The organism is Gelidibacter mesophilus DSM 14095, from assembly GCF_000423005.1.
Lineage (GTDB): Bacteria > Bacteroidota > Bacteroidia > Flavobacteriales > Flavobacteriaceae > Gelidibacter > Gelidibacter mesophilus.
Genome location: NZ_AUHD01000009.1, coordinates 95,665 through 120,131, shown reverse-complemented (window position 1 = coordinate 120,131; position 24,467 = coordinate 95,665). Strand labels below are relative to the sequence as shown.

The 24,467-nt window shown below is 38.4% G+C and carries 25 protein-coding genes; 3 read left to right on the top strand and 22 right to left on the bottom strand.

Features of this window, described 5'->3' with window-relative positions:
- Positions 1–39: 39 nt before the first annotated feature.
- The 20 genes from G525_RS0112015 to G525_RS0111920 form a co-directional block, all read right to left on the bottom strand.
- On the bottom strand, positions 40–1,431 hold the full coding sequence (locus tag G525_RS0112015) for an NAD(P)-binding domain-containing protein (RefSeq protein ID WP_027126399.1): 1,392 nt from the start codon (positions 1,429–1,431) through the stop codon (positions 40–42).
- A 319-nt stretch (positions 1,432–1,750) separates the two neighbouring features.
- A complete protein-coding gene (locus G525_RS0112010) occupies positions 1,751–2,653 on the bottom strand; it encodes a DMT family transporter (protein WP_027126398.1) in 903 nt (300 codons plus the stop codon).
- A 40-nt stretch (positions 2,654–2,693) separates the two neighbouring features.
- The gene (locus G525_RS0112005; RefSeq protein ID WP_027126397.1) at positions 2,694–3,593 is read right to left on the bottom strand and encodes a DMT family transporter; all 900 of its coding nucleotides are present in this window, start codon (positions 3,591–3,593) and stop codon (positions 2,694–2,696) included.
- 127 nt (positions 3,594–3,720) lie between these two features.
- Positions 3,721–4,500 (bottom strand): glucose 1-dehydrogenase, encoded by a 780-nt coding sequence (locus G525_RS0112000; protein ID WP_027126396.1) that lies wholly within the window; start codon positions 4,498–4,500, stop codon positions 3,721–3,723.
- A gap of 200 nt (positions 4,501–4,700) precedes the next feature.
- On the bottom strand, positions 4,701–5,726 hold the full coding sequence (locus G525_RS0111995; protein ID WP_027126395.1) for an NADP-dependent oxidoreductase: 1,026 nt from the start codon (positions 5,724–5,726) through the stop codon (positions 4,701–4,703).
- Positions 5,727–5,737: 11 nt separating this feature from the next.
- Positions 5,738–7,366, bottom strand: coding sequence for an FAD-dependent oxidoreductase (locus G525_RS0111990; RefSeq protein WP_281170397.1), 1,629 nt, complete (start codon positions 7,364–7,366; stop codon positions 5,738–5,740).
- A gap of 157 nt (positions 7,367–7,523) precedes the next feature.
- Positions 7,524–9,251: an amidohydrolase gene (locus G525_RS0111985; protein ID WP_027126393.1), complete on the bottom strand. Its 1,728-nt coding sequence runs from the start codon at positions 9,249–9,251 to the stop codon at positions 7,524–7,526.
- 11 nt (positions 9,252–9,262) lie between these two features.
- Positions 9,263–9,727: a GNAT family N-acetyltransferase gene (locus tag G525_RS0111980; protein WP_027126392.1), complete on the bottom strand. Its 465-nt coding sequence runs from the start codon at positions 9,725–9,727 to the stop codon at positions 9,263–9,265.
- 190 nt (positions 9,728–9,917) lie between these two features.
- Positions 9,918–10,556 carry an HdeD family acid-resistance protein gene (locus G525_RS0111975; RefSeq protein WP_027126391.1) on the bottom strand — a complete coding sequence of 213 codons (639 nt, stop codon included), beginning with the start codon at positions 10,554–10,556 and terminating at the stop codon, positions 9,918–9,920.
- Between the two features lie 60 nt (positions 10,557–10,616).
- On the bottom strand, positions 10,617–11,033 hold the full coding sequence (locus tag G525_RS0111970) for a DUF2141 domain-containing protein (protein WP_051209908.1): 417 nt from the start codon (positions 11,031–11,033) through the stop codon (positions 10,617–10,619).
- A 17-nt stretch (positions 11,034–11,050) separates the two neighbouring features.
- Positions 11,051–12,088: an NAD-dependent epimerase/dehydratase family protein gene (locus G525_RS0111965; RefSeq protein ID WP_051209907.1), complete on the bottom strand. Its 1,038-nt coding sequence runs from the start codon at positions 12,086–12,088 to the stop codon at positions 11,051–11,053.
- A 22-nt stretch (positions 12,089–12,110) separates the two neighbouring features.
- The gene (locus tag G525_RS0111960) at positions 12,111–12,632 is read right to left on the bottom strand and encodes a DUF488 domain-containing protein (RefSeq protein WP_027126388.1); all 522 of its coding nucleotides are present in this window, start codon (positions 12,630–12,632) and stop codon (positions 12,111–12,113) included.
- 32 nt (positions 12,633–12,664) lie between these two features.
- Positions 12,665–13,474 (bottom strand): SDR family oxidoreductase, encoded by an 810-nt coding sequence (locus G525_RS0111955; RefSeq protein WP_027126387.1) that lies wholly within the window; start codon positions 13,472–13,474, stop codon positions 12,665–12,667.
- Between the two features lie 120 nt (positions 13,475–13,594).
- Positions 13,595–14,668 (bottom strand): AOC03_06830 family ribosome hibernation factor, encoded by a 1,074-nt coding sequence (locus G525_RS0111950; protein ID WP_245577789.1) that lies wholly within the window; start codon positions 14,666–14,668, stop codon positions 13,595–13,597.
- A gap of 80 nt (positions 14,669–14,748) precedes the next feature.
- Positions 14,749–15,585, bottom strand: coding sequence for an META domain-containing protein (locus G525_RS0111945; protein ID WP_027126385.1), 837 nt, complete (start codon positions 15,583–15,585; stop codon positions 14,749–14,751).
- 84 nt (positions 15,586–15,669) lie between these two features.
- Complete coding sequence (locus tag G525_RS0111940) at positions 15,670–16,134, bottom strand: PepSY-like domain-containing protein (protein WP_027126384.1); 465 nt, start codon at positions 16,132–16,134, stop codon at positions 15,670–15,672.
- A 98-nt stretch (positions 16,135–16,232) separates the two neighbouring features.
- Positions 16,233–16,718, bottom strand: a complete 486-nt coding sequence (locus tag G525_RS0111935; RefSeq protein ID WP_027126383.1) for a GbsR/MarR family transcriptional regulator — start codon at positions 16,716–16,718, stop codon at positions 16,233–16,235.
- Between the two features lie 100 nt (positions 16,719–16,818).
- Positions 16,819–17,358: a DsrE family protein gene (locus tag G525_RS0111930; RefSeq protein ID WP_027126382.1), complete on the bottom strand. Its 540-nt coding sequence runs from the start codon at positions 17,356–17,358 to the stop codon at positions 16,819–16,821.
- A gap of 7 nt (positions 17,359–17,365) precedes the next feature.
- Entirely contained in the window at positions 17,366–18,529 is a 1,164-nt protein-coding gene (locus G525_RS0111925; protein ID WP_084647752.1) for an MFS transporter, read from the bottom strand.
- 196 nt (positions 18,530–18,725) lie between these two features.
- Positions 18,726–19,493: a TrkA C-terminal domain-containing protein gene (locus G525_RS0111920; protein WP_027126380.1), complete on the bottom strand. Its 768-nt coding sequence runs from the start codon at positions 19,491–19,493 to the stop codon at positions 18,726–18,728.
- 245 nt (positions 19,494–19,738) lie between these two features.
- On the opposite strand from G525_RS0111920, the gene G525_RS0111915 reads away from it, so the two are divergent.
- Both G525_RS0111915 and G525_RS20835 read left to right on the top strand, forming a co-directional pair.
- Entirely contained in the window at positions 19,739–21,328 is a 1,590-nt protein-coding gene (locus G525_RS0111915; protein ID WP_027126379.1) for an FMN-binding glutamate synthase family protein, read from the top strand.
- Between the two features lie 357 nt (positions 21,329–21,685).
- Positions 21,686–22,189, top strand: a complete 504-nt coding sequence (locus tag G525_RS20835) for an ExbD/TolR family protein (protein WP_245577788.1) — start codon at positions 21,686–21,688, stop codon at positions 22,187–22,189.
- A 171-nt stretch (positions 22,190–22,360) separates the two neighbouring features.
- Here G525_RS20835 and G525_RS0111905 read toward each other — a convergent pair whose 3' ends face one another.
- Positions 22,361–22,804, bottom strand: coding sequence for a 3D domain-containing protein (locus G525_RS0111905; protein WP_245577787.1), 444 nt, complete (start codon positions 22,802–22,804; stop codon positions 22,361–22,363).
- 23 nt (positions 22,805–22,827) lie between these two features.
- Here G525_RS0111905 and G525_RS0111900 point away from each other — a divergent pair, with 23 nt between their 5' ends.
- Positions 22,828–24,141 (top strand): dipeptidase, encoded by a 1,314-nt coding sequence (locus G525_RS0111900; RefSeq protein WP_027126377.1) that lies wholly within the window; start codon positions 22,828–22,830, stop codon positions 24,139–24,141.
- A 70-nt stretch (positions 24,142–24,211) separates the two neighbouring features.
- Here the strand turns inward: G525_RS0111900 and G525_RS0111895 are convergent, their stop codons facing one another.
- Positions 24,212–24,415 (bottom strand): putative signal transducing protein, encoded by a 204-nt coding sequence (locus tag G525_RS0111895; protein ID WP_035479559.1) that lies wholly within the window; start codon positions 24,413–24,415, stop codon positions 24,212–24,214.
- Positions 24,416–24,467: the final 52 nt, after the last annotated feature.

Here is a 24,467-nt window from a genome sequence, read left to right as displayed (position 1 = left end):
AGGTTTTGACATATTTCTAGCTCAAAATAATCAAAGTGCTTATATGGGCTGCTTTTCAACAGTTTCCTCTAAAGCCTCTTCGCTTTCATCCTGAAATAAATACCGCTCCTTGCTATCGTCCAATTCATCCATCCATTCAGTATGGTGCGTCTCTGCCATAGTTCCTGTAACTACACTTTGAAAAGTTTTGTCACGATAGGTTAAAATGTTTTCATCCTTATCCTTAAGCCATTCCTTAAACATTTTTCCTACATCAGCTACGTTAAAATCTGGATAATCAGAGAGGTCCAGCAAATCTTGAATATAAGCACTCTGAAAATCGACATGATCAAAGCTGCTTTCCAATTTATCATTGGCCTCTAACCATCGGTCAATATCCACACGACGTTCTCTTTTTGACGGCATTGCCAACTTGTCCATCATATAATCTCTCGCCACCCACGCCTGTGCATCAAACATATTGAAGGTATAATATTGGTCTTGCATCCCTAAAAAGATCAGCTGTGGAAGATTGTTATAGAAAATGCCTTTGTACAAATGATCTGGATAAAGGTTGTTTTTAGTCTTTAAGCGCAACTCATCCGGTAAAAAAGGGAATTTATGCTGATACCCTGTACACATAATTACTGCATCATAGCATTCCTTTGTGCCATCTTTAAAATGGGCAATATCTCCTTCAAAATGGGTCAATAAAGGCACTTCCTTGATGCCTTCTGGCCAATTAACACCAATAGGATTACTCCTATAACTCAATGTGACTGATTTCGCACCGTGTTTGTGACATTGCACACCAATATCTTCGGCAGAATAACTACTTCCAATAATTAGAATATCTTGATCTCTATAAGGATCAGCACCTCTAAAATCATGGGCATGCATTACTTGACCAGGAAACTGTTCTATGCCTTTAAAATAGGGCATATTTGGCGTTGAAAAATGTCCAGATGCCACAACCAGATAATCAAATTCTTCAGTGTAAGTTTTATCAATTTTTAAATCGTCAAAAACCACTTCGAATTTTTCAGTGTCTTCGTTGTAGTTGACCCAGCGTGCCGTTGTGTCAAATCGGATATAGTCACGAACTTTATTCTTTTTGATTCTTCCTTGAATGTAATCAAACAATACTGGTCTTGGAGGATAGGATGAGATTGGCTTTTTGAAATGTTCGTCAAATGAATAATCTGAAAACTCTAAGCATTCTTTTGGACCATTGGACCATAAGTATTTATACATGCTGCCATGTATTGGTTCGCCATACTTGCCTACGCCCGTACGCCAGGAATAGTTCCACATGCCACCCCAATTACTTTGTTTCTCAAAGCATACTACTTCTGGCACTTCCAATCCAGCACTTTTAGCTGCTTCAAAAGCTCTCAATTGCGCTAATCCACTTGGTCCTGCGCCAATGATCCCAACGCGTTTCTTATTCATGTTTCGTTTTTTGTTCATATATATTCATACGGTTTTATATTTGTAAAAACATCGAAATTCATCGGTGCTTTTTCAAACAATTAATAATTCTATGGAATGGAAAAACTGCGATATTGCCGCAAAAGAAATAACGCGAACCTCCGTTAAATGATGGAGCAAAACCGAAGTTTTGGCGTTATTTTTCCGAAGTGAAGAATATAATGAATTTTGAAAGCATTTACAAATATTCAGGCATAAAAAAACCTTAAGAATAAGACAAGTTTTCGCTTGTGCTAAATTCACAAATGGATTATACAATAACCAACCCCTTCATAAACGTCTAGTTGCGTGGCACCAGTTGCGGATTTTTCTTCTTCTCGCGAATTAAATAGATACCTATTAAAATCAATACGCCTCCAATAACATACCAAAAGGTGAATGTCTCACCATCCAAAATACCCCAAATTACGGCAACGATAGGCAATAAATAGCTTACAGAACTTGCAAAAATAGAGGAAGTGTTTTGAATGAGTTTATAATACAGGGACATTGCAATAGCGGTACCGAAAATTGTCAGAAAACCAAGATACCCGATGGCTTCAGTTCTTTCCGGCGTCATCTCAAAATTTTGGAACAACCCCGTAAAATACAAGATGACCACAGAAGGAATGGCCCAAAATGTAAACACTGCAGCGGTAAGCTTTAGGGATGACAGGTTGGGAATTTTCTCTTTGATCAACAACGCATTAATCCCGTAAGACGCTCCGGCCAACACGACCAACATGGCATACCAAAATTGGGAACCTTCAGTATTGGCTTCGGAAAAATAAATAAGGCTTGCTGCTCCAATAAATCCAATAATGGCGCCAACAACTTGAGACCACCTGCTTTTAATTCCGAAAAACATAAATCCAAAGGCCAATACAAACATAGGCACCAATGAATCTAATATGCCCGCTAAAGAGCTGCTCACTTCCTGTTGTGCAATAGGAAATAGGAACATCGGTAGAAAGTTTCCAAAAAATCCGGCAACAACTACCCAAAATAAAGTTTTACCCGGCATTTTAATAATAGCAGGAATGCCAATTCCTGCCAAAATCAATCCAGAGACTGCAACACGAATGGCACCAATCTCATAGGGCGAGAATGCGACCAAAGATTTCTTAACTAATATAAAGGAGCTTCCCCAAGTCAACGCGATAATCGCAAGGAGAAACCATTTGTTTTTAAATAATTGGAACATTTTATCTACAAATTAAAGCAATCTCATTCTAAATTTTTGCTTAATTGGGCAAAGGTTGCGGTTTTTTATTTTGCTCCCTAATTAAATAGATACTAATTAAAATCAGCACGCCTCCTACAAGATACCAGATCGTGAATTTTTCACCATCCACCAGTCCCCAGAACACAGCAACCGCAGGCGACAGGTAGGTCACTGTGCTGGCAAAAATGGGAGACGCCCTCTGAATAAGTTTATAATACAAAACGCCACAGATGGCAGTACTCCAAATGGCCAATATTATCAAATAGCCCATGGCCTCCCAGGTTTCTGAATTGGATTCAAAACCCTTAAAAAAGTTTGTAAACAATAAGGCGATAAAAGAAGGGACCATCCACAGCGTGATGGCGCTGCTGGATAATTGAAGTGAGGGAACATGGTCCAATTTATATTTAACGATTAAGGCGGAAAGTCCAAAGCAAGCGGTAGCCAAAACAATGAGTAAGGCATACCAAAATTGGGTGCCTTCATTAGTGGTTCCCGAAAAATAAACTAACATGGCAGCGCCCAAAAACCCAAACACGGCACCAACCACTTGAATGGTCCTACTTTTGATCCCAAAGAACAAAAACCCAAACAGCAAGACAAAGATAGGTACCAAAACATTTAAAATTCCCGCCATGGCGCTGCTCACATGGGTTTGGGCCATTGGAAACAAAAAGGTGGGAAAAAAATTCCCGAAAAATCCGGCAACAGCCACCCAGAGCAAGGTGCTTTTTGACATCTTTCGCAATGCTGGCAAGGCAAATTTCACCAAAACAATTCCTGAAATGACCATACGCACCGCACCAATTTCGTAGGGATCAAAAACCAGCAATGATTTTTTGATCAATATAAAAACGCTTCCCCAGGTTATGGCTAGGGTGATTAATAAAACCCATTTATTCTGCAGTGCTTTTTCCATTGTTTTGAAGCATCAAGTTTCAAATAATAAGCGCAGTCGAAGATTGAGCCGCTCCTATTGAAAGCATTTCGACTGCGCCCGTAACATCAATACATTTTAAACTTAAGCTTTTATGTGATATGTTGCTTTACATGTCCAAGGTCTGTTCACCGCCACCATTGACAAAAATCACCTGTCCACTGGTCCAGCTGGAGATAGGTGCTGCAAAATAAAGGACGGCGCCTGCAATATCCTCCGCTTCTCCCAATCTTTTGATGGGGGTATGCTTTAACATTGCCTTTTCCAGCTCGGGGGTCAACACCGTACTAAGGGCATGTGTTTTTGTGGCTCCAGGGCCAATGGCGTTGATTCGGATATTTGCCGGACCATAATCGAATGCCAAATTACGCGTCATGTGGTTGATGGCAGCTTTGGAAGAGGCATAAGCACTAATGGCCGGACTCTTGTTAATGGATGCCATGGATGACATGTTTATGATACTGCCGTAGCCCGCCTTTTCCATGTGGGGCGCCACCAATTGGCACAATCGCCACATACTGAAAACGTTCATTTCGAACACTTTTTTAAACTGCTCCACGTCAATATCATACGGGCTTTCCTTACCTGCACCGCCTCCACCAACATTGTTTACCAAAATTTCGATGCTTCCAAATTCCGCCATGGTTTTGTCCACTAAATTAACCAGAGCTTCGTCTTTGGTTACGTCACAATCGATAGCAATGCTTTTTCCGCCGTTGCCATTGATTTCTTTGGACGTTTTTTTGGCGTCCTCCAAATTGTAATCGGAAACCACAACGTTGGCGCCAAAAGCAGCCAGTATCTCACAACTCGCTTTCCCGATGCCGTTTGCCCCGCCAGTGACGATTGCGGTTTTTCCTTTTAAGTCAAAAAATTTTGATGTATCCATATAAGTGTTTATTAATGATATTTTATTTTAGGCCATTGTTGTAGGCTTCTAGTTTTATTCGGGTGTTGCTGGGAAAAGAACTGGGATTCAAGACCGCTTCGCTTTTAGAGCCAAAACGCTACATGCGAGATCGGATGTTCCAAGGCAGGCTGAAATGACTTTTAAAAGGTCTCCTCCTTTATACCACTGCGACTCCTTATTTATTCTTCCTCTGAAACTTTCACCATTTGTTTTCCGATATTTTCACCAGAAAACAAACCGATGAATGCTGAGGGAATGTTCTCAAAACCTTCCACCAGATTTTCCTTGTATTTCAATTTGCCGCTGTTGTACCAATCTGCCAACTGTTTTTTCGCCTCGTCAAATTCATCTTCAAAATCGAATACCACAAAACCTTCAATTTTTGCCGATTTTTTAATGAGCAGGTGCTGCGGCCTCGGTCCTTCTGGCTGGTCATCATCATTATATTCTGCTATCTGTCCACAAATAACCATCCGCGATTTGCGGTTGCTATTCGCAAACACCGCATCAAAAAGATCGCCTCCCACATTATCAAAAAACACATCCACCCCATCAGGACAAGCCTCTTTGATGGCACTTTCCATATTCACTGTTTTTTTATAGTTGATACCTTTGTCGATGCCCAGTTCATTTTCCAGATAATCAATCTTTGCTTTTGAACCTGCAATGCCGACAACCCTGCACCCTTTGATCTTGGCAATTTGGGCGACGGTACTTCCTACAGAACCGGCAGCTCCCGAGACCACCACCGTTTCCCCTTTTTTGGGCTTTCCGATTTTCAGTAATCCAAAATAAGCGGCCAGGCCTGTCACGCCCAATACACTTACAGAGGTTTGGAGGGGTGCCAGTTCCGGATCCACCTTTTCCAGCCCGTCTGTCGGTACGGCCTGAAATTTTTTCCACGCCAAACGGCCGTGCACGATATCATCTTTTTTAAAAGCGTCAGATTTGCTTTCTAAAACCTGGGCATCCGAACGGCTTGTAATGGCTTCATCCAATTGAAACTTTTTACCCGCAGCATTGTCCTCACCTTTATCCATAAAACCGCGCTTGCCCGGATCAACCGACACATAAATGGTTTTGAGCAGCAATTCCCCATCTTTGGGGCTGGGCAGGTCAATGTCGTTGATTTTAAACGTTTCTTTTGTAGGCACGCCCTTGGGGTGTTCGGCCAATACGATTTCTTTATTTTGTTCCTTGCTCATGGCTTTTTGTTCTAATCGTTCTTACTTTTACTAGTCGGAATTATTTTGGCCAATCCTGTCAGTCCAGCCAAAATACCTTCCATCAGTTTAAATCCTTTTGTACTTTCAAGGGTGGCAAATTCCATGGTCACCGTTCTGTCCATAGCTCCAAATCCAAACACTGCCTTGGCCGCTTGTTTGCCAGACATGGCGGCTTGTTCCATGGTCGGGATTTTCCATTTCCCCGGCACACTTACGACCTCGCCCGCCAGAAATACTCCGTCCATTGCTGTTTTTACCTGGATTTCCTCATCCTCTGCAGAACGCACGTAGATCTGCGCCAAATCAACCCAACGTTTTCCGTTATCCTGCAATATGCCCAAAGAGGTTGTTTCCAGTAAGGCGTAAGGTTCCCAGTCTTCGGTGTATTTTAAATAGACCGGATCAATCGCGGCATGGGCAACCAATCCTTCCCGTTCTGCCTCCGACGTAATTCCCAATTGGTACAAAATTTCGTGTTTTGCTTCTGTAGGCGTACATTCCATAAAACGCTTGCCATAAAGTAATCCTTTATTAAAAGGGGAACTACAGGTAGCCGACAGATTATAGGGATGAGATGTGGGAAACTCGACCTCTTTCCAAAATCCGTCTTGATGCTGGATCTGAAACACGATATTCCACGGCGCATCAAAACTTAAATTATAGGATTTTCCGGCAAAATCGGTTAAGGCTTCGGGCAAATGGTCCATGGCGAACTGTGTGCCAAAAGACCATTCATCGTTGAAAGTCTTCTTGACCTGGGGCATCAACCCCACGTTCCACATCACTTCATGCGGTACGGCCATGATACAGGCATCATAAGATGGTTTATCTAACGTATCAGACGCCATTTTTAATACAATTTTATCTGCACTGTCATCCCTCGTCACATTGGTCAAGCGCGTATCAAAAATAAATTTAACGCCCCGTTGCTTAAGTTTTTCCACCAGCAGCGCCACCACTTCCGAGGTTGGCCGGTTAAAACAATAGGACTTTGAATGTTTTCCTGCTGGCAAATGCGGACTCTCGCTCATGGGCATGAACATGAGCAAAAAACTGTCCATGATGTCCACGGCCTTACTTTCCATACGTGCGCCCGTCAAGATCCCGAACCAGTTGATGATGAATTGTTGGGTATGGGCATCAAAATCATCAATTTCAATAACCTCTCCTGCTTTCTGGAAAGCCATTTTCCCACGCTCCTCATTGGAAGCATTCACATGATGCAGGATTTTTTTGGCTAATCCCATCATGTCCGTTAGCGATAAATCAAAGGTTTTTACAAGAGCCTTGAACGTTTCCAAGGTCAAGTTGTCCGTACGGTCCACCGCTACTTTTTTACCCGATTTGCTTTCATAGAACATATAATTATCCACCGCAGTCAAGGTATCCAAAATGCCTGCCCGATAAAACACATCAAAAAGCGCAAAATAAGTGGAGCTCAATGCCCTAATGGAATGTTCTTCAAAACGTTGTTTGTCGGGATTGAAGTAGCCTTTCATTTTTCCGCCACAAGTGTCACTTGATTCGATAAGGGTAATGTTTAGAGAGGGATCTTCGCTGAGCTCAAAAGCTGAGACTAAACCTGAAATTCCACCTCCTACGATTGCTATGTCCATGATAATTAATTTTTTGCGCGTGTGATTTGCCGGCCTGGTAGGTCTTAAAACCTATTAGGTGTGTTTATATGATGTGATGGTGATTTTAAGGAAAAAATTGCTAGATGAATACGAAGATTCATCTACTTTTCAAAAAGCTGATTCAACGTAACGCTCCGTCTCATTTCCGTTTATAAATAGTCTTTCCTTCTTTTATCGTTTCTAAGACTTGAATATTTTTGATTTCCATGGGTTCTACTTTTAGCGGATTTTTGTCTAAAATCACGAAATCCGAAAGCTTACCTTTAGATAAGGAACCTTTCAAGTCCTCTTCAAAATATTCATAGGCGGCGTTGCTGGTAATGGCTTGAATTGCCAAATAAGGCGTTGTTCTCTCATCTTCGCCAATCACAGCTCCTGAACGTGATACACGATTTACCGCAGACCAAATTGTAAAAAGTGGATTGATTGGCGTAACAGTAGCATCCGAATGGTTGGTGGGTTTTAATCCCAATTGATGTGCAAAAACCATCGGACTTAAAAAATGTGCTCTTTCCTTACCCAAATTTTCTACGTGAACATCGCCCCAAAAGAACGCATGGTTGGTAAAAAATGAAGGTTCCATCTTGTATTTCACAAACATCTCCAATTGGTCAGGCCGTGAGAATTGCGCATGAATGATAATGGTTCTTCTATCTTTATCCAAAGGTTGACCTAATTGTTTACAGGCATTTTCATGTGCTTCAATGATCATATCCACTGTGGCATCACCGTTACAATGAATAAATAATTGATTGTCATTTTTATATGCTGTAAGAAATAATGTATTGATGGTTTCTTGAGATAAACTTGGCAAACCCCTACAATCGTTAGAACAACCAGGCACCTCAGTCAAAAAAGGCTTAGTAAAGAAAGCGGTCTTACCTTGAGGCGAACCATCGGCAACAATTTTTGTGCCTTGTACTTTAAATCCGTTGTTGTAGTTTTTAAATTGAAGAGTACTGTCTTTAATATTGCTATCCAATTCTGCGTACCCTGCCAGGGAAATGAGATCAATATTCAATTTTCCTGCATCGGCTTGCGATTGAAAGAAGCGAATGGTGTTTCTATCAGTCATTCCATCCTGAGCTGTAGTAATGCCATGAGATGCATAATATTCTTGTGTGGTATCAAAATATTTGGATTGATCTTTCGCCAGTATTTCCAACATATTTCCCACAAACGGATACATGGCAGTTTCTTGCACTAAACCTGTTGGTTCTTTAGTGTTTGGAAAACGTTCTATGTTTCCGCCTTCTGGATTCTTACTTTCGGCATTGACATTTAACTTCTCAAGTGCCATTGTATTTGCCACCCCCATATGCCCACTGGTATGTTGCAAATACACCGGATTGCTTGGCAACACCTTATCGATGTCTCTTTTGGTTGGATGGCGCTTTTCAGCCAATTCTCCGTCGTCGTAACCCCAACCAAAAATCCATTCGCCATCAGCTATATTGTGATTTTCTTTAAAGGCTTGTAATTTGTTCAGGATATCGTCAATATTGACCACCGTTCCTACCGGTTCTGGATTAAGGTCAACCTGCGCCATGGTATTGGAAACCATCCCAAAATGGCTATGCGGATCAATAAAACCAGGTAGCAAAGTGTTTCCATTGAGATTTATTTTGCTAGCATTTTCATATTCTGATTCGGCATCTTTCTGACTTCCAACAAAAACAATCCTGCCATTTTCCTCAACAAGTGCCTCCGCATACGCTACCTCATCAGAAGCCATGGTGATGATAGCTCCATTAAAATACAACTGCGCATTGTTGGTGGCCGTCTGCTCAATGCCATTTGTTTTCTCACTGTCCTTACAGCTAAAAAATAAGATCAGTATGATAATAATGACTATACTCTGTTTCATTTGTGCTGCTTTTAAGCATTAAATCTTAAGGTGATCAATTGCTTTTTCATCAACAACCGAGCTTCAAGATCATTATAATAATTATCATAAGTATTCACAGATTTAAAGCCAAGATCTTCATATATTTTTTTTGCTGAAGCATTATCGGGATGGACTGTTAGGCAAATTTCTGTACTCAAGTCGTTCTCCAGCAGTTCAATTAACTTTTCAGTGAGTAATCTTCCCATCTTTTTACCTCGGGCATCAGGATGAACGCCCAAAGACAGCAACCAAGCGCGACCATTGTTTTTATTGATGTTCCCAATGACATAACCCATGATTTTTTTGTCATCATCTTCCGCAACCAGAAAATACTCATGGGAAATATCGAACAACTGTCTTAAAACAAATGGCGGATAACTGTCATCTGCAAAACTTAAGGTTTCAATTTCATGAATAATTGTTAAATCTTCTAAGGTTGCGTTTCTTATGTTCATAATAAGTTTTTAAATGTTGTATGAGCGTTCAAGGTTAAAAATCCATCGTTCACCATGGCGCATTGAATTTAATTGACTAAAAAAGCCATCTCTATTCTTGACGCTCCATATTGAATTACGGCATCATTTCACCATTAAAAACAACTCTGGATACACCAGGTGAATTATTTATTTTCAGTTTAATTAAATATTAAGCGCCCCATTCTCTATCAATATCTCTCGATAATTCTTCATATCGCTTTCTTAATTCTGGCGATATTTTTTTAGATGATTTGTGAAGTTTTCTTAATTGAAACGCAAGAAGAATGCTGTAAAGACCTGCGAAAAAAAAGCTCAACGCAATCAAGACTACGATGCTCATACCTGCAAACAGCGGATTCCAAATCAATATAAAAGAAAAGATAGTTCCTAAAATTCCTAATACCAATAATAAGCCCCAATTCTTTTCACCATATCTTTTCATATCCATAGCAAAACCAATTGAAGATACGGATCGGAATAGGATAATGAAACCTATATAAAACGCCATCACACTAATGGATAATGCTGGATGAATCATAAGTGAAATTCCTACTAGAAATGTGATGGTTCCAAACGCCAAAGACCAACCCCAATTTTCCAATTGGTGTCTATTGACAATCGAAAAAACAGCTTCTGAAAGCCCACCAAATACAAATGAAATTGCAAAAAGAAAAGATAAGGTTAACAATGAAGCTCCTGGGGATGTGAACGACACGATACTTACAATAACAAAAAAGATGCCCACCAATAACGGAATATACCAATATTTTAATGCGCTTTTGATTGATTTTAAAAATGTTGCTTCCATATTTTTATTTATTTAAGTTGGTTCGTATTAAATATAGTAAAATGATTTGACAACTATTTTCTAATTGATAAGTTTTATAGTTAAGAATTCGTCTTTTACCAATGAAAATTTACAATCCTCATAAGTTGGCGCTGAAAACTTCGGTTTGATATTGTTAGAAAATCCGTAGCCTTCCTTAGGGATTCCAAGGAAATTAAGGTTGCACTCATCATCCGAATTTTCGTCGTGATACATTGAAATGGCGTAATCACCCTTTGGCAGATCCGTAATTACAATCTGCTTTGACTTGCCATCTACCTTAAAGGTATAGTTTTTTACTTCAGCTCCATCTTTCAAAAAATTCTTGCCAGAACTATAAACACCAATAACCACTTTGCCCTTAATGGATTCGATATTGGTAATATTGATGGTCAATTTCGGGTTATCATTGGCAAAGAACCCAGTTATTAGAGCTATATATAAAAATAAGGTCTTCATAATGTTATCTTCTGTGTTTAATTAAAGTAATGTGCCATTGCCTTTTGGTCGTTTTCTTTATAGACGTGATATGGTTCTGATTGTTTTAAGAGATACCATTTAATGGGCACCTTAAATATGGAGGCCGCGGCTTTCTTTACAACTGACACTTTCTCTGCTTCCATTTTAAAATAATCCTCCAAAGAATCTTGTCTAAAATGGACGATTTCTTCAAGAGCATCACCATCAGCATAAAACCCACAATGGAAATTTTTATCTGCGAAACTGTGCTCTGGAAAGCTCAATTTTCCTAATCCGAAGATTGCGAACGACCGCTCTAGAAAATGCTCATAACTTATTCTGCAACTTTCACCGCCACCTAAATTAAAAATCCGTTTTGAAAGTTCCAATTGTTTTTCAATCCCGTTCACAAAAGCTCTCGCCGTATCTCTGGGAGTCGCAATTTCTAAAGCCGTATTAAGAGGCTGATGAAACATTAATTTTGATATTTTATGATTGCCCATAATCGCAGCCAACCTAAAAATTGTCCAGTCGAGTTTACTTTCTTTCAAACTTCTTTCTGCTAAAATTTTAGTTTTGGCATAGGCATCTCCTTCACTCGGGATCAAGGCATCGCCAACTTCTATATAGGGATTCTCAATACGGTCGCCATAAACAGAAATGCTGGAACTGTACATGAAAAATGCATTGGGCGAGTGTTTTTCTAATTGGTGGATTAGATTTTGAGTGCCCTCTGTATTGACTTTTTGGGCCAATTCTGGGTGTTCATCCGCAAGCGGTGGAATAATGGCCGCCAAATGGATGACGGCATCGATATTTTTTAGGGACTCCAAATCTTTAGGATTTGAAATATCACCATATAAAAGAACCATTTGATGTGCCAACGGTTCTAACTTTTCTTCGGAAAGTTTCGTTTTTTTATCAAAAACAAAAACATTATAATTTTCCTTTTCAAGAAGTTGCTTTAAAACTTCAAAACCAACAGTACCGGAAGCACCGGTGACTAGAATGTTACTCTTTTGAATATGGTGTTCTGTGTTTTTATCCTTAATCATGTGTGATTTTTACATTTACATTTTAATGATAGGTCAGTTGTCCGTTTTCTAATTTCGCAGGTCTGGTAAACGGATGTTCCTGGTGTTGCTTTTGTCCTAGAATATGGATGACCTGCCAACCATTTGCTTTGAGCCGATCTGCAATCATTGAGCGATGGCAGCGCCACCAAACCGCTTCAGAACACATGATAGCACATCTATCTTCAGATGCTAAAGTTTCCAATATCTTAAAAACGTCATCAAATTCAGAGGTTTCCATATAATCAGCGTAACCTCTAAAGGACGGGTGATTCCAAACCGTATTTTTAGAATTCTCTAAAGCCTTGCGTCTGCCTCCCAATGCCTCTAGGTGTAAATATTCAATTCCGTTTGCCGACAATGTATCCTCTAAATTCTGAGTATTGAATTGGGGAAATTTCCGTGAGCCTGGAAAGCGCCTTACATCAATAAGTTGAGCGATCTGATCATTTTTTAGCAAGTCCAAAAACTCCTCAGAAGTTCTGGTGGAATGTCCAATGGTCCATATGGTTTTGCGTTTTTGCATTATGATAATGACACTGTTTTACACAAAATTGATTACATTTTTGCAATAACCTTGATCACGCCGCCATCTACCAAAATATCAGTTCCTGTAATAAAACTGGCCGCATCTGTTGTTAAAAACTGAACGACGCCAGCCACATCTTCCGGTTGGCCATTTCGTTTTAAAGGTGTTGCCTGTTTGATCATCTCCATTCTCTCAGGGTGTTCGGCGGCAGCTTTTAATGCCATAGGGGTTTCAATAACCCCAGGCGAGACAGTAACAATTCTTGCCCCTTTTTCTCCCCATTTGGTGGCGTTTTTATGACTTAGCAAATGAACACCGCGTTTTGCAAAATCATACATCTTATCCGAAGAACCGTTAACAAACTTGCTTACAATGTCAAACGAATCTCCTGCTTGCGGATTTGCAAGTGCTTTATCATATTCTGGATTTGCAGGAACGGTGTGCGCCATCATAGAAGAGAGCAATACCGCCACAGATCCTTTTTCGGCAAGTTTATAAAAAGCATCAATCAATAGCTCTGTTGCAACCAAATCAATGGTAAAGACTTTTTTCAGGTCTTTAACCGTTCCACTCACCCCTGCAGTGTGAATCATAGCTTTAAGCGCTCCTTTTTCAGAGACAAATTTAATAAGATTTTCAATGTCATTTTTATCCGTGATATCACAAGCAATCCCCGATACATCAAAACCTTCATTAGATAAGCTTTCAACAGTTTTGTTTACTTGATCTTGAGAATAATCTGTTATAATTATGGGTTGATTCCTAAAAGCTTGAGCACATGCTTGCCCTATGCCTCCGGCACCTCCAGTAATTACAATTAAGTTTTTTTTAGCACCCATGATGATAATATTTTTAGTTTGACAATTAGTAGAATTACTAAATAGCTCTTTAAATAATTATAGGCATTAGTTAAATTACTAATTTTTCAACTAATGCCTATTTTTAATTTTCAATTAATTTTAATAGCGTGTTACTGCACCAAAACCATTAAACTTGGCTAACTCTCCTTTAGGAAGGAATACAACGTCACCGCCATAATTCATATTTAACTCAATCATTTCATCATAAATGTCATCTATAACATCCTTATCGGTTCTATGGTCTTCTGAAACATAAACAACCTCATCATTTTCGAGTATTGCAGGCTGAAACAACCCTTGCTCTATGAAAAGAGTTTGAATTTTACCTTCAGAAAGAGCTCTCCAAATCTCATTAGTGTCACTTAAAAATTTATTCTCGGAGACTGCTTTTAACAATTCTGATTTTCTATCAGTATTTCTTTTAGTGTTGTGTGCTTCAATAATCTTGTAAGCTTCAGAAACAATGGCATGATCTTTCTCTTCCATTCGGTTCTTGTTTAAAAACGTATCGAAAATTGTCTGCTGCTCATCTGCCATTTTTAAATATTCCGCGAAATTCTCTTCAACAGTAGTAATTAAAACCGGTAGTGGATTCTGTTTTCTAATGACATTGACTTCTTTATCCACCCGATTAAAAAACTCACCTATCAAATTTGTTTGTCGCGATGCCGTAGCGGCTTCTGCTTTATTTCTAGTAAAAAATTCTTGGTTCTCAATAGGAAAAGGCGATTTAAATTCTTTGACCACTTGATCATTCAATGCCTCAATTAATCGTGCTTTGTCTTGACTTAAAACCAAAATATAATAATGGGATTCTGCGTGCATCGATCTTACCAAGTCCCTTGTGGCAAAGGTATTATCTATGACAACACGATCAACAACCTTTATTGGCAATCTGGTAAACTCCGCAATATCGTGATTTACAAAAAGAAATAAACTGTCTAAATTATGACTATGGTCTATACCTTTTGCCAGTGTCCGTAATTTATCTATTAATAGTGTTGCATCGCGTTTGGTCGTATCTGCAAGGAGTCTTGTCTCAACTTCTTTGATCAGGTTTTTAAGCGTCAATTCATCTTTAAGATAGTCCGGTTTCGTTCTGTGGGAATTCATAATTACTGTAACGCAATTTTCCGAAGTGATATCTTTTAATTGTTTTAAGGTGGTGTTCATTTTTCAAGTTTTAAATTGATTAATAAATACTTTACTCTAAATTATTTTTTTATAAACTCAAGTCTATTAAAAGACGGTAGTTAAAAATAAACGGCTTCAAATACGGCCAATGGCGCTCTTCTGCCCACATTTAAACTCAATACGTCATCCACGATAGTATAATTATCTGCAAGCTCAAAGACTTTTAAAAACTCAGACTCATTGATTGCCACATTAGGACACGCCTTTAAAGTAGTCAGCATACCCTTAAACCGAATGCGGTTGCCTTCTTCAAGAGTATATTCACCATTGATGGTATTACATCCAGCAAATCCTGTAACTCGGTTACCTTGAGATTTTAAAGTGAAAAATATCTCACGTTCTTGGTTGTCCGCCATTTTAACGTCCTTTCCTTGTAAGGTTTTCAACTTCCAATATTTTTCAACAATTGGTTCCTTATCCATAACTCCTTTTTTAAATTCTGCTAGAGGTGCTCTCTTAACTTTGTTTAACGCTAACTTCCCGTTTGAAATCGTAAAATTATCTGCAGTCTCAAAAATGCTTAAAATCTGCGATTCATTGATTTTGGTATCCGGGCAAGCCATACGCGTTGACGCCATTTGAGAAAATGAGATCAGATTGTCTTTTTCCAATTTGTAAGTCCCCATAAAGGAATTGCAACCTGAAAAACCGCTAACCCTATTATCTTTAGAATGCAACGTGAAGTGAATTATTTGACCATTTTTTTCTCTTTCTGACATATCCTGACCTTCCAAGGTGGTAATAATCCATTTGGTGTCTTCAATGGACTTTGACCCAGCCTCACCTACGCTTCCGGAATTCGGGCTCGAGGAAGCTCCAGTGTTTGTTTTTTTTACAGAATTACAACTCATCATCGTAAAAGCGATTAGTGCTAGTGTGGCAATTTTAAATTTCATGTTATTTTTTTTAGTTTTTATTTCTATGTTTTTGAATGAAGGATTCTTTTCAACAACCATACCTTTTTTAGATCATACAAAAATTCAATATTTATCTACACCTAAAACCTCACCGGAAACGCTGTATCTCAACATAATTTCTTCAACCCAATCTCTTTTTTGAAGCATGACCTTATAAGTGGTGATGTTGTTTTTAGTAATAGAATAAACGGATTCCAAAATAAAATCTGAATAATCTTTTTTAATTGCCTCAACAAGGGCTGCAGGCAATTCAGTTTTTACCATCTCTGCCTCAACTCTCACCCTATTGCCGGTCTTATTAAAATGGACTGTGCGATCTAGATCTCCTACTTTAAATTCTACTTTGTAATTATCATTGCTTCTTTCCCATTCTATATCTTCAGCATTGGGATAGACTTTTAAAAGACCTTCAGTAAAATTCTTTGGCACTTGAGTCTCAACGAGACTTTGTGCATTTATTGTTGCTGTTGCAAATATTGCAAGCAACGCTATTTTAAAGTTTTCATAGTGATAAATAATGGTTAACAACGAATATACGATTAGTTCATATCATTACGAACTAAATAAGTATAAACTATTGTTAAAGTTTAGTTTTAGGATAAAATGGAATGAATGGAAACTCTAAATTATTCTTCAGAAATTTGATGCGCTTTAATCTTTTCAACTGTAAGCGCTACTAAATCTTGAGTTTTAAGGAGGTAGTCCTTTGCGATATCCCCCAGTGATTTTTCATTTACAAATTTTTCTGGAAAATGAATCTTATTATAAGAGTTGATCTTTTCAACCAACTTAATCTCATTTTCCAAAGACTCGTGATACGCTTCTAGATTTGTTAATTGAAAATATTTAGAAGCTCTAAAATAGCGCTTTCTATCGCCGGATTTTGTGTAATATTCAATATGTTTCAACTGGGTAAGCACATTCAGGTTTACCGAGGTGGAACTTTTACTGGAACCAATGATTTCGCGAATCTCTTCAAATGTCAACCCTTCAAAAGAGGACAAGGTCAATAATGCATATATACGAGCTGCCAAAGGGGCAATACGTAGTTTTGTCTCCAAACGAAGACCTATCTCTTCAATAAGTTTTAGTTTTACTTTTGCAATGGCCATGACTAACTTTTTACCAAATATACACTTAGTTCATAACATAGCGAACTAATTTGTATTAAAGTTTTGTTACAGTGATTAATACCCAATTATTTCCAGAAGATTAGAACATAGGCATATAACCTTCCATTTGATAGCTTGGTATGGCCACTAAAGCTGAAGTGGTAATTTCAATATAAGGATTTAAATCATCCTCTGCCTCAATCTTGTGTTTTGCCAAAGCTTGACCGCAAACCAAAATCTTTACATCATGGTTCTTCAATTTACTTAACAAGTCCAAATTTGGATTGTCACGATGCGCCCTTAGTTGATGCGCTTTGTCCGTTAGCACAAAGGGCGTCGCAGTTCCGCTTACAATTGCCACAATTTTTAAATTTTCTTGAGGCACTTTATAACTCCCCATGAGATTAATAAGTCGCGCTATTTTCCAAAGACCTTCATTAACAGCTTCCCGTTCCTTACCTTCCTTAATATGAAATATGATTTTATATACTTTACTTGGGTCAGGCTTGTTTTGTGCATTATCGTAATGGACTATTTTTCCGTAGCCTTCAATAATTGGTGTTTCCCAGTTTTGTGCGTTCATAGTACTTTGAGTGAGTAATAGTATCAAAACGAAGTGTAGTGCTAGTGCGGTTTTCATAATTCTTTTATATTATTTTTTTCTTAAACATAATGTGCACAAGTACTATGGACACCGATAAGAGCATACCAAGCCAACTTACGCCCGTCCATCTCCAGTGTTGCCAAGCCATGGCACCTAGAGTGGTACCCAACGCGCCGCCAATAAAAAACCCTACCATATATATGGTGTTAACCCGATTGCGCGCTTCAGGATTTTTAGAAAAAATTATATTTTGGTTGGTGATATGCAAAGCCTGCAATCCTAAATCAACCAAAACAACTCCCACAATCAATCCGGTAATAGAATGCTCGGACAGCAAGAAAACTAACCAAGATAGAACTATCAAAATTGATGAATAAAGAATAATCTTATTTTTGTTGACTTTATCGTTAAGCTTACCCACTACAGTGGCGCCCAGTGCTCCGGCGATTCCGAATATTCCGAAAGCCCCAGTAATAGTACTTCCATACCCAAACGCATCTTCCATAAGAAAGACCAAAGTCGTCCAAAAAGCGCTGAGTCCTGCAAACGCAAGCGCTCCTCTTAATGCTGCTAATCGTAACGACGGCTCTGTCTTAAAATAATGCCAGAGCGACACCATTAAATCTCCATAGCTGCCAGGATAATTTGGGGTTAATTTAGGCAGCTTCCATCTTAAAACCGCAAAAAGGAGCACCATCAACACCGTTGCGGCATAATACATGACGCGCCACCCAAACGCTTCACCAATATAACCACTAATGATACGGCTTCCAAGAATCCCTATCAACAATCCACTCATGACAATCCCTATAGCACGGCCTCTCCCCTTTTCATCAGTCATTTGCGCAGCCATTGGCACAAAGAGCTGCGGAATTGCAGAGGTGAATCCGATAAAAAAACTGCTGACGATAAGCGCAAACAAGGTTTGAGAAATCCCCGCCGCAATAAGTGCAAGAATCATAAGAACAAAATCAATTTGAAGAATTTGATGGTTCGAGAGCTTGTCTCCCAAGGGAATAATAAACAACAAACCAAAAGCATACCCCAATTGGGTAGCAAGTGCCACATTGCTGACTGCAGCTTCAGTAACGCTAAAAGTCTCAGAGATAAGATTTAAAAGAGGTTGATTGTAATACAGGTTGGCCACGACAAGACCTGCAGAGAGGCTCATGAGGTACAAGATCGAGTTTGATAGTTTTTGTGTCATTAAATCCTTTGCTGGAATTTCGAGGTGTGAGTTTTTAATTTGGTATAAAAACTATTAAGGGGCTATAATGGGCTATTAAAGAAATGGTGTCCTTCTATATTTACAATTCCTGTGGTTTACTCCTCATCTGCAAAGATAAAAACCATGATTAACAAATTTGGTGATCTAGATTAAAACTTTGTTAAAGTGCCCTGTATTAGCTCTTGCTTTTGGGATGGTCCTGTTCTTTAAGACGGTCTTCTTCTTTTTTCATAAAAGTCTGATGTTCCACTTCTGCACTAAAGTTTTGTTTACGCTTAAAAACACTTTTTATCACCTCTGACTTGCCATAAACGGTAACCACATCTTTTGGCAAAATTACCGCGCTTCCACCTGGCGATCCTAAATAATCAATCCCATGCCTATCAATGCCCAAAACGGTAAGACCTTCTTCTCTTAAATTGAGATCTTTTAACGATTTATGTGCCATCCAATCCGCGTTACCAATCAACTTTTCGCTTACCTTAAAATCATCTTTTAAATGCAAAACTGCGGCAAAATCCTGTATTTCCATATCGGTATAACGTCTCAGCATTCTCACAATCAAGGCAGACAGCGCTCTGTCCACCCATTTGCTTTTTATAGCCCACCAGATTAAGCTCATCCCCACCACAACAACGGACAATCCGTAGAGTTTTGATACTAAGGTTTCTGGCAATATGAACGTCAATATCAAAGACGACATGACCGTTACAATCCCTGCATTTCCTATAATCATTAAATTAAAAACAATGCGCCTTCTAACGGGATGGCTCATAATTTTCTCAGATTCGGAGGTAGTAAATCCAACGCCAGTATAGGCAGAGCGCGCTTGAAACTTGGCGCTATCTGTAGAAAGCCCAGTATGGATTAAAGAAATAGTAGCAATTTTAGTTATTAATGCCGATAGTGAAACGACTAAAAAAAGTGTTATGGCTGCTATCATCGGTAATGGCGTTTAAATTCTGTAGAGTTAATTACCTGAGTAAGTTTGAAAAGGGTCATTAATATGCTCCAAAAGATAACTATTTTCAATTAAAATAAGTGTGTAAATCTTAGAAAATCACATCATTTTTTAGCGCCAATTTCGAATATTGAATTAAATTATGCAGAAATTGTTTTAAACTATTTCGTTTTAGTATGCAATCCAATTTTGTAGTAGTATATTTGTACTTTAAATCAATTTAAGAGATGAAAGTTCGCGAACAATTTATTTTAATTTCGGTTATCATAGTAGTAGCCATTGTTGGATTTGCATTTTTATGGAGCCCTATTTTATGGGCTTTTGTTTTAGTGCTTCCTTTAATAATGTTGGGTGTTTTTGACATCTTCCAAAAGAGTCATACCATCCGAAGAAACTTCCCGTTAATTGGTCGGGCAAGATACATTCTAGAATCCATCCGTCCAGAAATCATGCAATATTTTGTTGAGACTGATACAGAAGGAAGACCATTAAACCGGATTTTAAGATCGTTAATATATAGAAGGGCTAAAGGTCAAACTGATACTGAGCCTTTCGGAACCCAAATGGACCTCTATCATTCAGGATATGAATGGTTGGAACATTCGATGTATGCCAAACAAAACCCAAAAGAAATTGGAGAATTTCCTAGATTATTAATTGGAGGCAAGGAGTGTAAACAACCTTATTCTTCAAGCCTTTTGAATATTTCAGCCATGAGCTTTGGTTCATTGAGTAAAAATGCAGTATTGGCATTAAACAAAGGCGCCAAAATGGGTAATTTTGCCCATAATACAGGTGAAGGTGGAATAAGTGATTACCATCTTGAAAATGGCGGTGACCTCATCTGGCAAATTGGTACTGGGTATTTTGGATGTCGAAATGATGACGGTACTTTCAATGAAGTAACTTTTAAAGAAAACTCTTCAAGACCTCAGGTAAAGATGATTGAGATCAAATTATCCCAAGGTGCTAAACCTGGTCATGGAGGCATTTTACCAGCAGCAAAAAATACTGAAGAAATAGCCAGGATAAGACACGTAAAACCAGGAATCGCAGTGCACTCTCCCCCATCTCATACAGCCTTTGCAGATCCTATTGAGTTTATGTATTTTATTAAAAGACTTAGAGAATTGTCTGATGGCAAACCAATTGGTTTTAAATTATGCGTAGGAAGAAAACAAGAATTCATGGATTTTTGTGAGGCGATGGTTTATACAGGAATAAAACCTGATTTTATTACTATTGATGGTGGTGAAGGAGGAACAGGTGCATCACCCGTTGAGTTTTCAAATTCCATGGGAATGCCACTTCGCGAAGGCTTAATTTTTGTTCATGACACCTTAGTTGGCTTTAACTTGAGACAAGATATTAAAGTGATTGTGGCAGGTAAAATCATCACAGGATTTCACATGGCAAGAGCGTTGGCATTTGGTGCAGACGGCTGTAATAGTGCGCGTGCTATGATGTTAGCGGTTGGATGTATACAAGCTTTACAATGTAACTTAAACACGTGTCCGACTGGTGTGGCTACACAAAATGCTTCCTTAGTCAAAGGATTGGTAGTGGAAGATAAATGGCCTAGAGCCAAAAGATATCACGAAGCAACAATACACAGTTTCCTAGAACTTGTTGCCGCAGCTGGTTTAAATGACCCTAGCGAATTGACACGCGGCCATATAAGTAAAAGAATGGGGCTCACGGAAGTGAAAACTTTTGATGAAATTTATCCTTCTATGGAACCTGGTTCTTTATTGGATATTAACACAATACCTGAGAGTTATCAGAAGTTTTTCCAATTGACGCGTATTATGAAGTAATATTTTTATAATTATTAAAGGTCAAATAGATTTAGGCCACAGTTTTATAATTTACACTTATCAACAAAAGCGGTTAAATAAACTTATCATTTATTTAATCGCTTTTTTCAATCCAAGACTTTCTATTTTTTCAATTATCCCATCATAATCTTTATGTGATGTTTTTCTCCAGCACATAAAACTTCATAATTCAGATAGAAACCCGACATTTTATTGGTGTGAAAAAATTAAACGTGTTTAATTGCGTTTTGAAAATGAGCCATTTGCGTGGGCCATAATTCATGGCCATGATAAGGTAGAATATCAGTTGGCATCAATTTTGTGATTCCGTTAACATATCCTTAAAAACTTCACATTATGAGACATTCACAAAAATCAGCGCCACAGGTCAATGCGGGCTCCATGGCAGACATTGCTTTTTTATTATTGATCTTCTTTTTGGTGACCACCACGATTTCTACCGATAAGGGCATTCATAGAAAACTCCCACCTGACTGCCCTCCAGGCATAATCTGTTCTGAAGAAATTAATGAACGTAACATATTAAGAATCAATTTAAATTCAAAGAATGAATTGATGGTTGACGATAAAATTATTGAATTAAACGAGTTGAAAGATCTGACAAAATTGTTCATAGATAATAATGGCGAGGAGACTTGTAGCTATTGCAATGGTAAAGAAATGAACCTATTATCTGACCACCCTAAAAAAGCGGTGGTATCCCTAAGTACGAGTGAAACTTCTAATTATGAGACATTTATTGCGGTTCAAGACGAACTTTCAAAAGCATACTATGAACTTAGAGAAGTTTATGGATATGCTTTTTTTTGGAAAAGCTCCAGACAAATTAACCGCTTCTGAACTGAAAGAAATCAAGGAAGCCTATCCATTTCTGCTATCTGAGGCAGATACAAAATAATTATAGATTTGCTTATAAATTGGACTATCAAGAAAGATATTTCAAACTATTTCTCACGAAAATTTACCGAACCTGTTTGATAAGAATCAAACAGGTTGGTTTTTTAATTATTTTTAATCTTCAATAGGCAACCTATAATCAATACACACTTTTCTTCTTCCCCACTCCTTTGCGGCTTCAATATCCTCTCCCATATAAATATCGATATGATTACGCCATTTATAATGCATCTTATCCTTTACCAAATAAATGCCTTCAAACCCTTCAATTACGACAGGAGTATTATGTTTTAGACCCTTCCGCAACAAGTCTCTGGAGACCGCAATATATCTCATGCCCGGTTTTAAGCTATCCCCAAAAGCAGTGATGTGCGGATTTTTGCTAGTTTGTCTGACCGTAGAATTGTAAGCAGAAGCCGTTACAACAATCGAATCCCAATAATAATTGGGTTCCTCATTTTTTTTTTCAGAACAACCAAGGACCACTAACGCCAAAAACAGAAATCGGATTTGCATAAAATAAATATACAACATAAATACATTTTTGTAACTTGTCATTTCAATTTTTAGTAAACCATCCTATGAGAAAAACAATTTTTACCCTAAGTTTAATCACGCTTTTCATGAGCTGTAAAGACGACAAAAAATCAATGACCGAAACCGATTCAAAACAAGATTCCATAGCTCTTTTGGAACGTGCAAAAGCGATACATGAACGGGTTATCACCCTTGATACACATTGTGATTTTAATGTCAAAAACTTCACTGATACCACAAATTATACACAAGATCTCGATTCGCAAGTCACCTTACCAAAAATGGATCAAGGCGGGTTGGACGTCGCTTGGTTTATTGTCTACACAGGGCAGGAGGAATTGGATGATGCCGGTTTTAAAAAGGCACATGAGACGGCGATGGGTAAATTTGATGCCATCCACAAGTTGGTAGAAAACATTGCTCCAGACCAAATTGAACTGGCTTTAACGTCTGATGACGTAAGGCGCATTGTAAAATCTGGCAAAAAAGTGGCCATGATCGGAATTGAAAATGGATACCCGGTAGGTAAGGATATTAAAAACGTGGAACGCTTCTATGATTTAGGCGGACGCTATATGTCCTTGGCACATAACGGCCACAGTCAATTGAGTGATAGTAATACGGGTGAATTAGATTCAATTTGGCTTCACGACGGCTTAAGCAATCTAGGCAAACAAGTCATTAAGGAAATGAACCGCTTGGGTATGATGATAGATGTATCCCATCCAAGCAAGGAAGCCATGAGAGATATGATTGAGCTATCAGAAGTACCAATTATAGCTTCGCATTCTTCAGCAAGAGCTCTGTGTGACCACAGTCGAAATTTAGATGACGAACAATTAGAGTGGTTAAAGAAAAATGGTGGTGTTGTCCAAACCGTTGCTTTTGCTGGCTATTTGGATATTGAAAAAAACGAAAAACATACGGCCTTTAAAAAGGAAGTGGCTTTAAAAATCATGGATTCCATGAACGTGGCATATTTGGATTGGGATGATCTTAAAGAATTATCTGAAGATGAGCGTAATGCTTATTCTGATGTTTTACAAAAAGTTAAGCCTTTGGTTGAAGCGCAAATGAAAACGATGAAAGATGTGCCACCAGCAGTCAATGTAGCTGATTTTATTGACCATCTCGATTATATGGTGAATAAAATTGGTATTGAACATGTGGGCATCAGCAGTGATTTTGACGGCGGCGGCGGTATCGAAGGCTGGAATGACGCCTCCGAAACTTTTAATGTTACCTTAGAACTTGTTAAACGTGGGTATACAGAAGAGCAGATTGGAATGTTATGGAGCGGAAACCTCTTAAGGGTTCTAGACGAAGTTCAGGCCTATGCTGAGAAGATGAAAAGTTAGAAATTAAATACTAAAAGCTATTAAAAAAGTCCGCTTAGAGCGGACTTTTTCTATGTAGATGCAATCGTATTTACAACTTGACATTTCCTACTAACTCTTGGGCTTTATTCGCATCGGCTTCAGAGACGTAAATTTCTATGTCACCATAAATTCCAGGGTAAGTAGAATCCGATTTGTTCAAAACCTGATATTCAATGTGTTCATTTTCCAATAGATTTTTGATTTCCATGACAGTTACTTGAGAGTTGCCTGAATATATTTTTATCTCGCTCATAATATTTCGTTTTAAAAAAGTGAAGTTTTGTTTCTGTAAGTTAAGGAAAAAA

What these genes read in the sequence shown, in the direction of transcription:
- G525_RS0112015 (WP_027126399.1), bottom strand. Translation starts at nt 1,431, where the DNA reads ATGAATAAGAAACGCGTTGGGATCATTGGCGCAGGACCAAGTGGATTA.
- G525_RS0112010 (WP_027126398.1), bottom strand. Translation starts at nt 2,653, where the DNA reads ATGTTCCAATTATTTAAAAACAAATGGTTTCTCCTTGCGATTATCGCG.
- G525_RS0112005 (WP_027126397.1), bottom strand. Translation starts at nt 3,593, where the DNA reads ATGGAAAAAGCACTGCAGAATAAATGGGTTTTATTAATCACCCTAGCC.
- G525_RS0112000 (WP_027126396.1), bottom strand. Translation starts at nt 4,500, where the DNA reads ATGGATACATCAAAATTTTTTGACTTAAAAGGAAAAACCGCAATCGTC.
- G525_RS0111995 (WP_027126395.1), bottom strand. Translation starts at nt 5,726, where the DNA reads ATGAGCAAGGAACAAAATAAAGAAATCGTATTGGCCGAACACCCCAAG.
- G525_RS0111985 (WP_027126393.1), bottom strand. Translation starts at nt 9,251, where the DNA reads ATGAAACAGAGTATAGTCATTATTATCATACTGATCTTATTTTTTAGC.
- G525_RS0111980 (WP_027126392.1), bottom strand. Translation starts at nt 9,727, where the DNA reads ATGAACATAAGAAACGCAACCTTAGAAGATTTAACAATTATTCATGAA.
- G525_RS0111975 (WP_027126391.1), bottom strand. Translation starts at nt 10,556, where the DNA reads ATGGAAGCAACATTTTTAAAATCAATCAAAAGCGCATTAAAATATTGG.
- G525_RS0111970 (WP_051209908.1), bottom strand. Translation starts at nt 11,033, where the DNA reads ATGAAGACCTTATTTTTATATATAGCTCTAATAACTGGGTTCTTTGCC.
- G525_RS0111965 (WP_051209907.1), bottom strand. Translation starts at nt 12,088, where the DNA reads ATGATTAAGGATAAAAACACAGAACACCATATTCAAAAGAGTAACATT.
- G525_RS0111960 (WP_027126388.1), bottom strand. Translation starts at nt 12,632, where the DNA reads ATGCAAAAACGCAAAACCATATGGACCATTGGACATTCCACCAGAACT.
- G525_RS0111955 (WP_027126387.1), bottom strand. Translation starts at nt 13,474, where the DNA reads ATGGGTGCTAAAAAAAACTTAATTGTAATTACTGGAGGTGCCGGAGGC.
- G525_RS0111950 (WP_245577789.1), bottom strand. Translation starts at nt 14,668, where the DNA reads ATGAACACCACCTTAAAACAATTAAAAGATATCACTTCGGAAAATTGC.
- G525_RS0111945 (WP_027126385.1), bottom strand. Translation starts at nt 15,585, where the DNA reads ATGAAATTTAAAATTGCCACACTAGCACTAATCGCTTTTACGATGATG.
- G525_RS0111935 (WP_027126383.1), bottom strand. Translation starts at nt 16,718, where the DNA reads ATGGCCATTGCAAAAGTAAAACTAAAACTTATTGAAGAGATAGGTCTT.
- G525_RS0111930 (WP_027126382.1), bottom strand. Translation starts at nt 17,358, where the DNA reads ATGAAAACCGCACTAGCACTACACTTCGTTTTGATACTATTACTCACT.
- G525_RS0111925 (WP_084647752.1), bottom strand. Translation starts at nt 18,529, where the DNA reads ATGACACAAAAACTATCAAACTCGATCTTGTACCTCATGAGCCTCTCT.
- G525_RS0111920 (WP_027126380.1), bottom strand. Translation starts at nt 19,493, where the DNA reads ATGATAGCAGCCATAACACTTTTTTTAGTCGTTTCACTATCGGCATTA.
- G525_RS0111915 (WP_027126379.1), top strand. Translation starts at nt 19,739, where the DNA reads ATGAAAGTTCGCGAACAATTTATTTTAATTTCGGTTATCATAGTAGTA.
- G525_RS20835 (WP_245577788.1), top strand. Translation starts at nt 21,686, where the DNA reads ATGAGACATTCACAAAAATCAGCGCCACAGGTCAATGCGGGCTCCATG.
- G525_RS0111905 (WP_245577787.1), bottom strand. Translation starts at nt 22,804, where the DNA reads ATGACAAGTTACAAAAATGTATTTATGTTGTATATTTATTTTATGCAA.
- G525_RS0111900 (WP_027126377.1), top strand. Translation starts at nt 22,828, where the DNA reads ATGAGAAAAACAATTTTTACCCTAAGTTTAATCACGCTTTTCATGAGC.
- G525_RS0111895 (WP_035479559.1), bottom strand. Translation starts at nt 24,415, where the DNA reads ATGAGCGAGATAAAAATATATTCAGGCAACTCTCAAGTAACTGTCATG.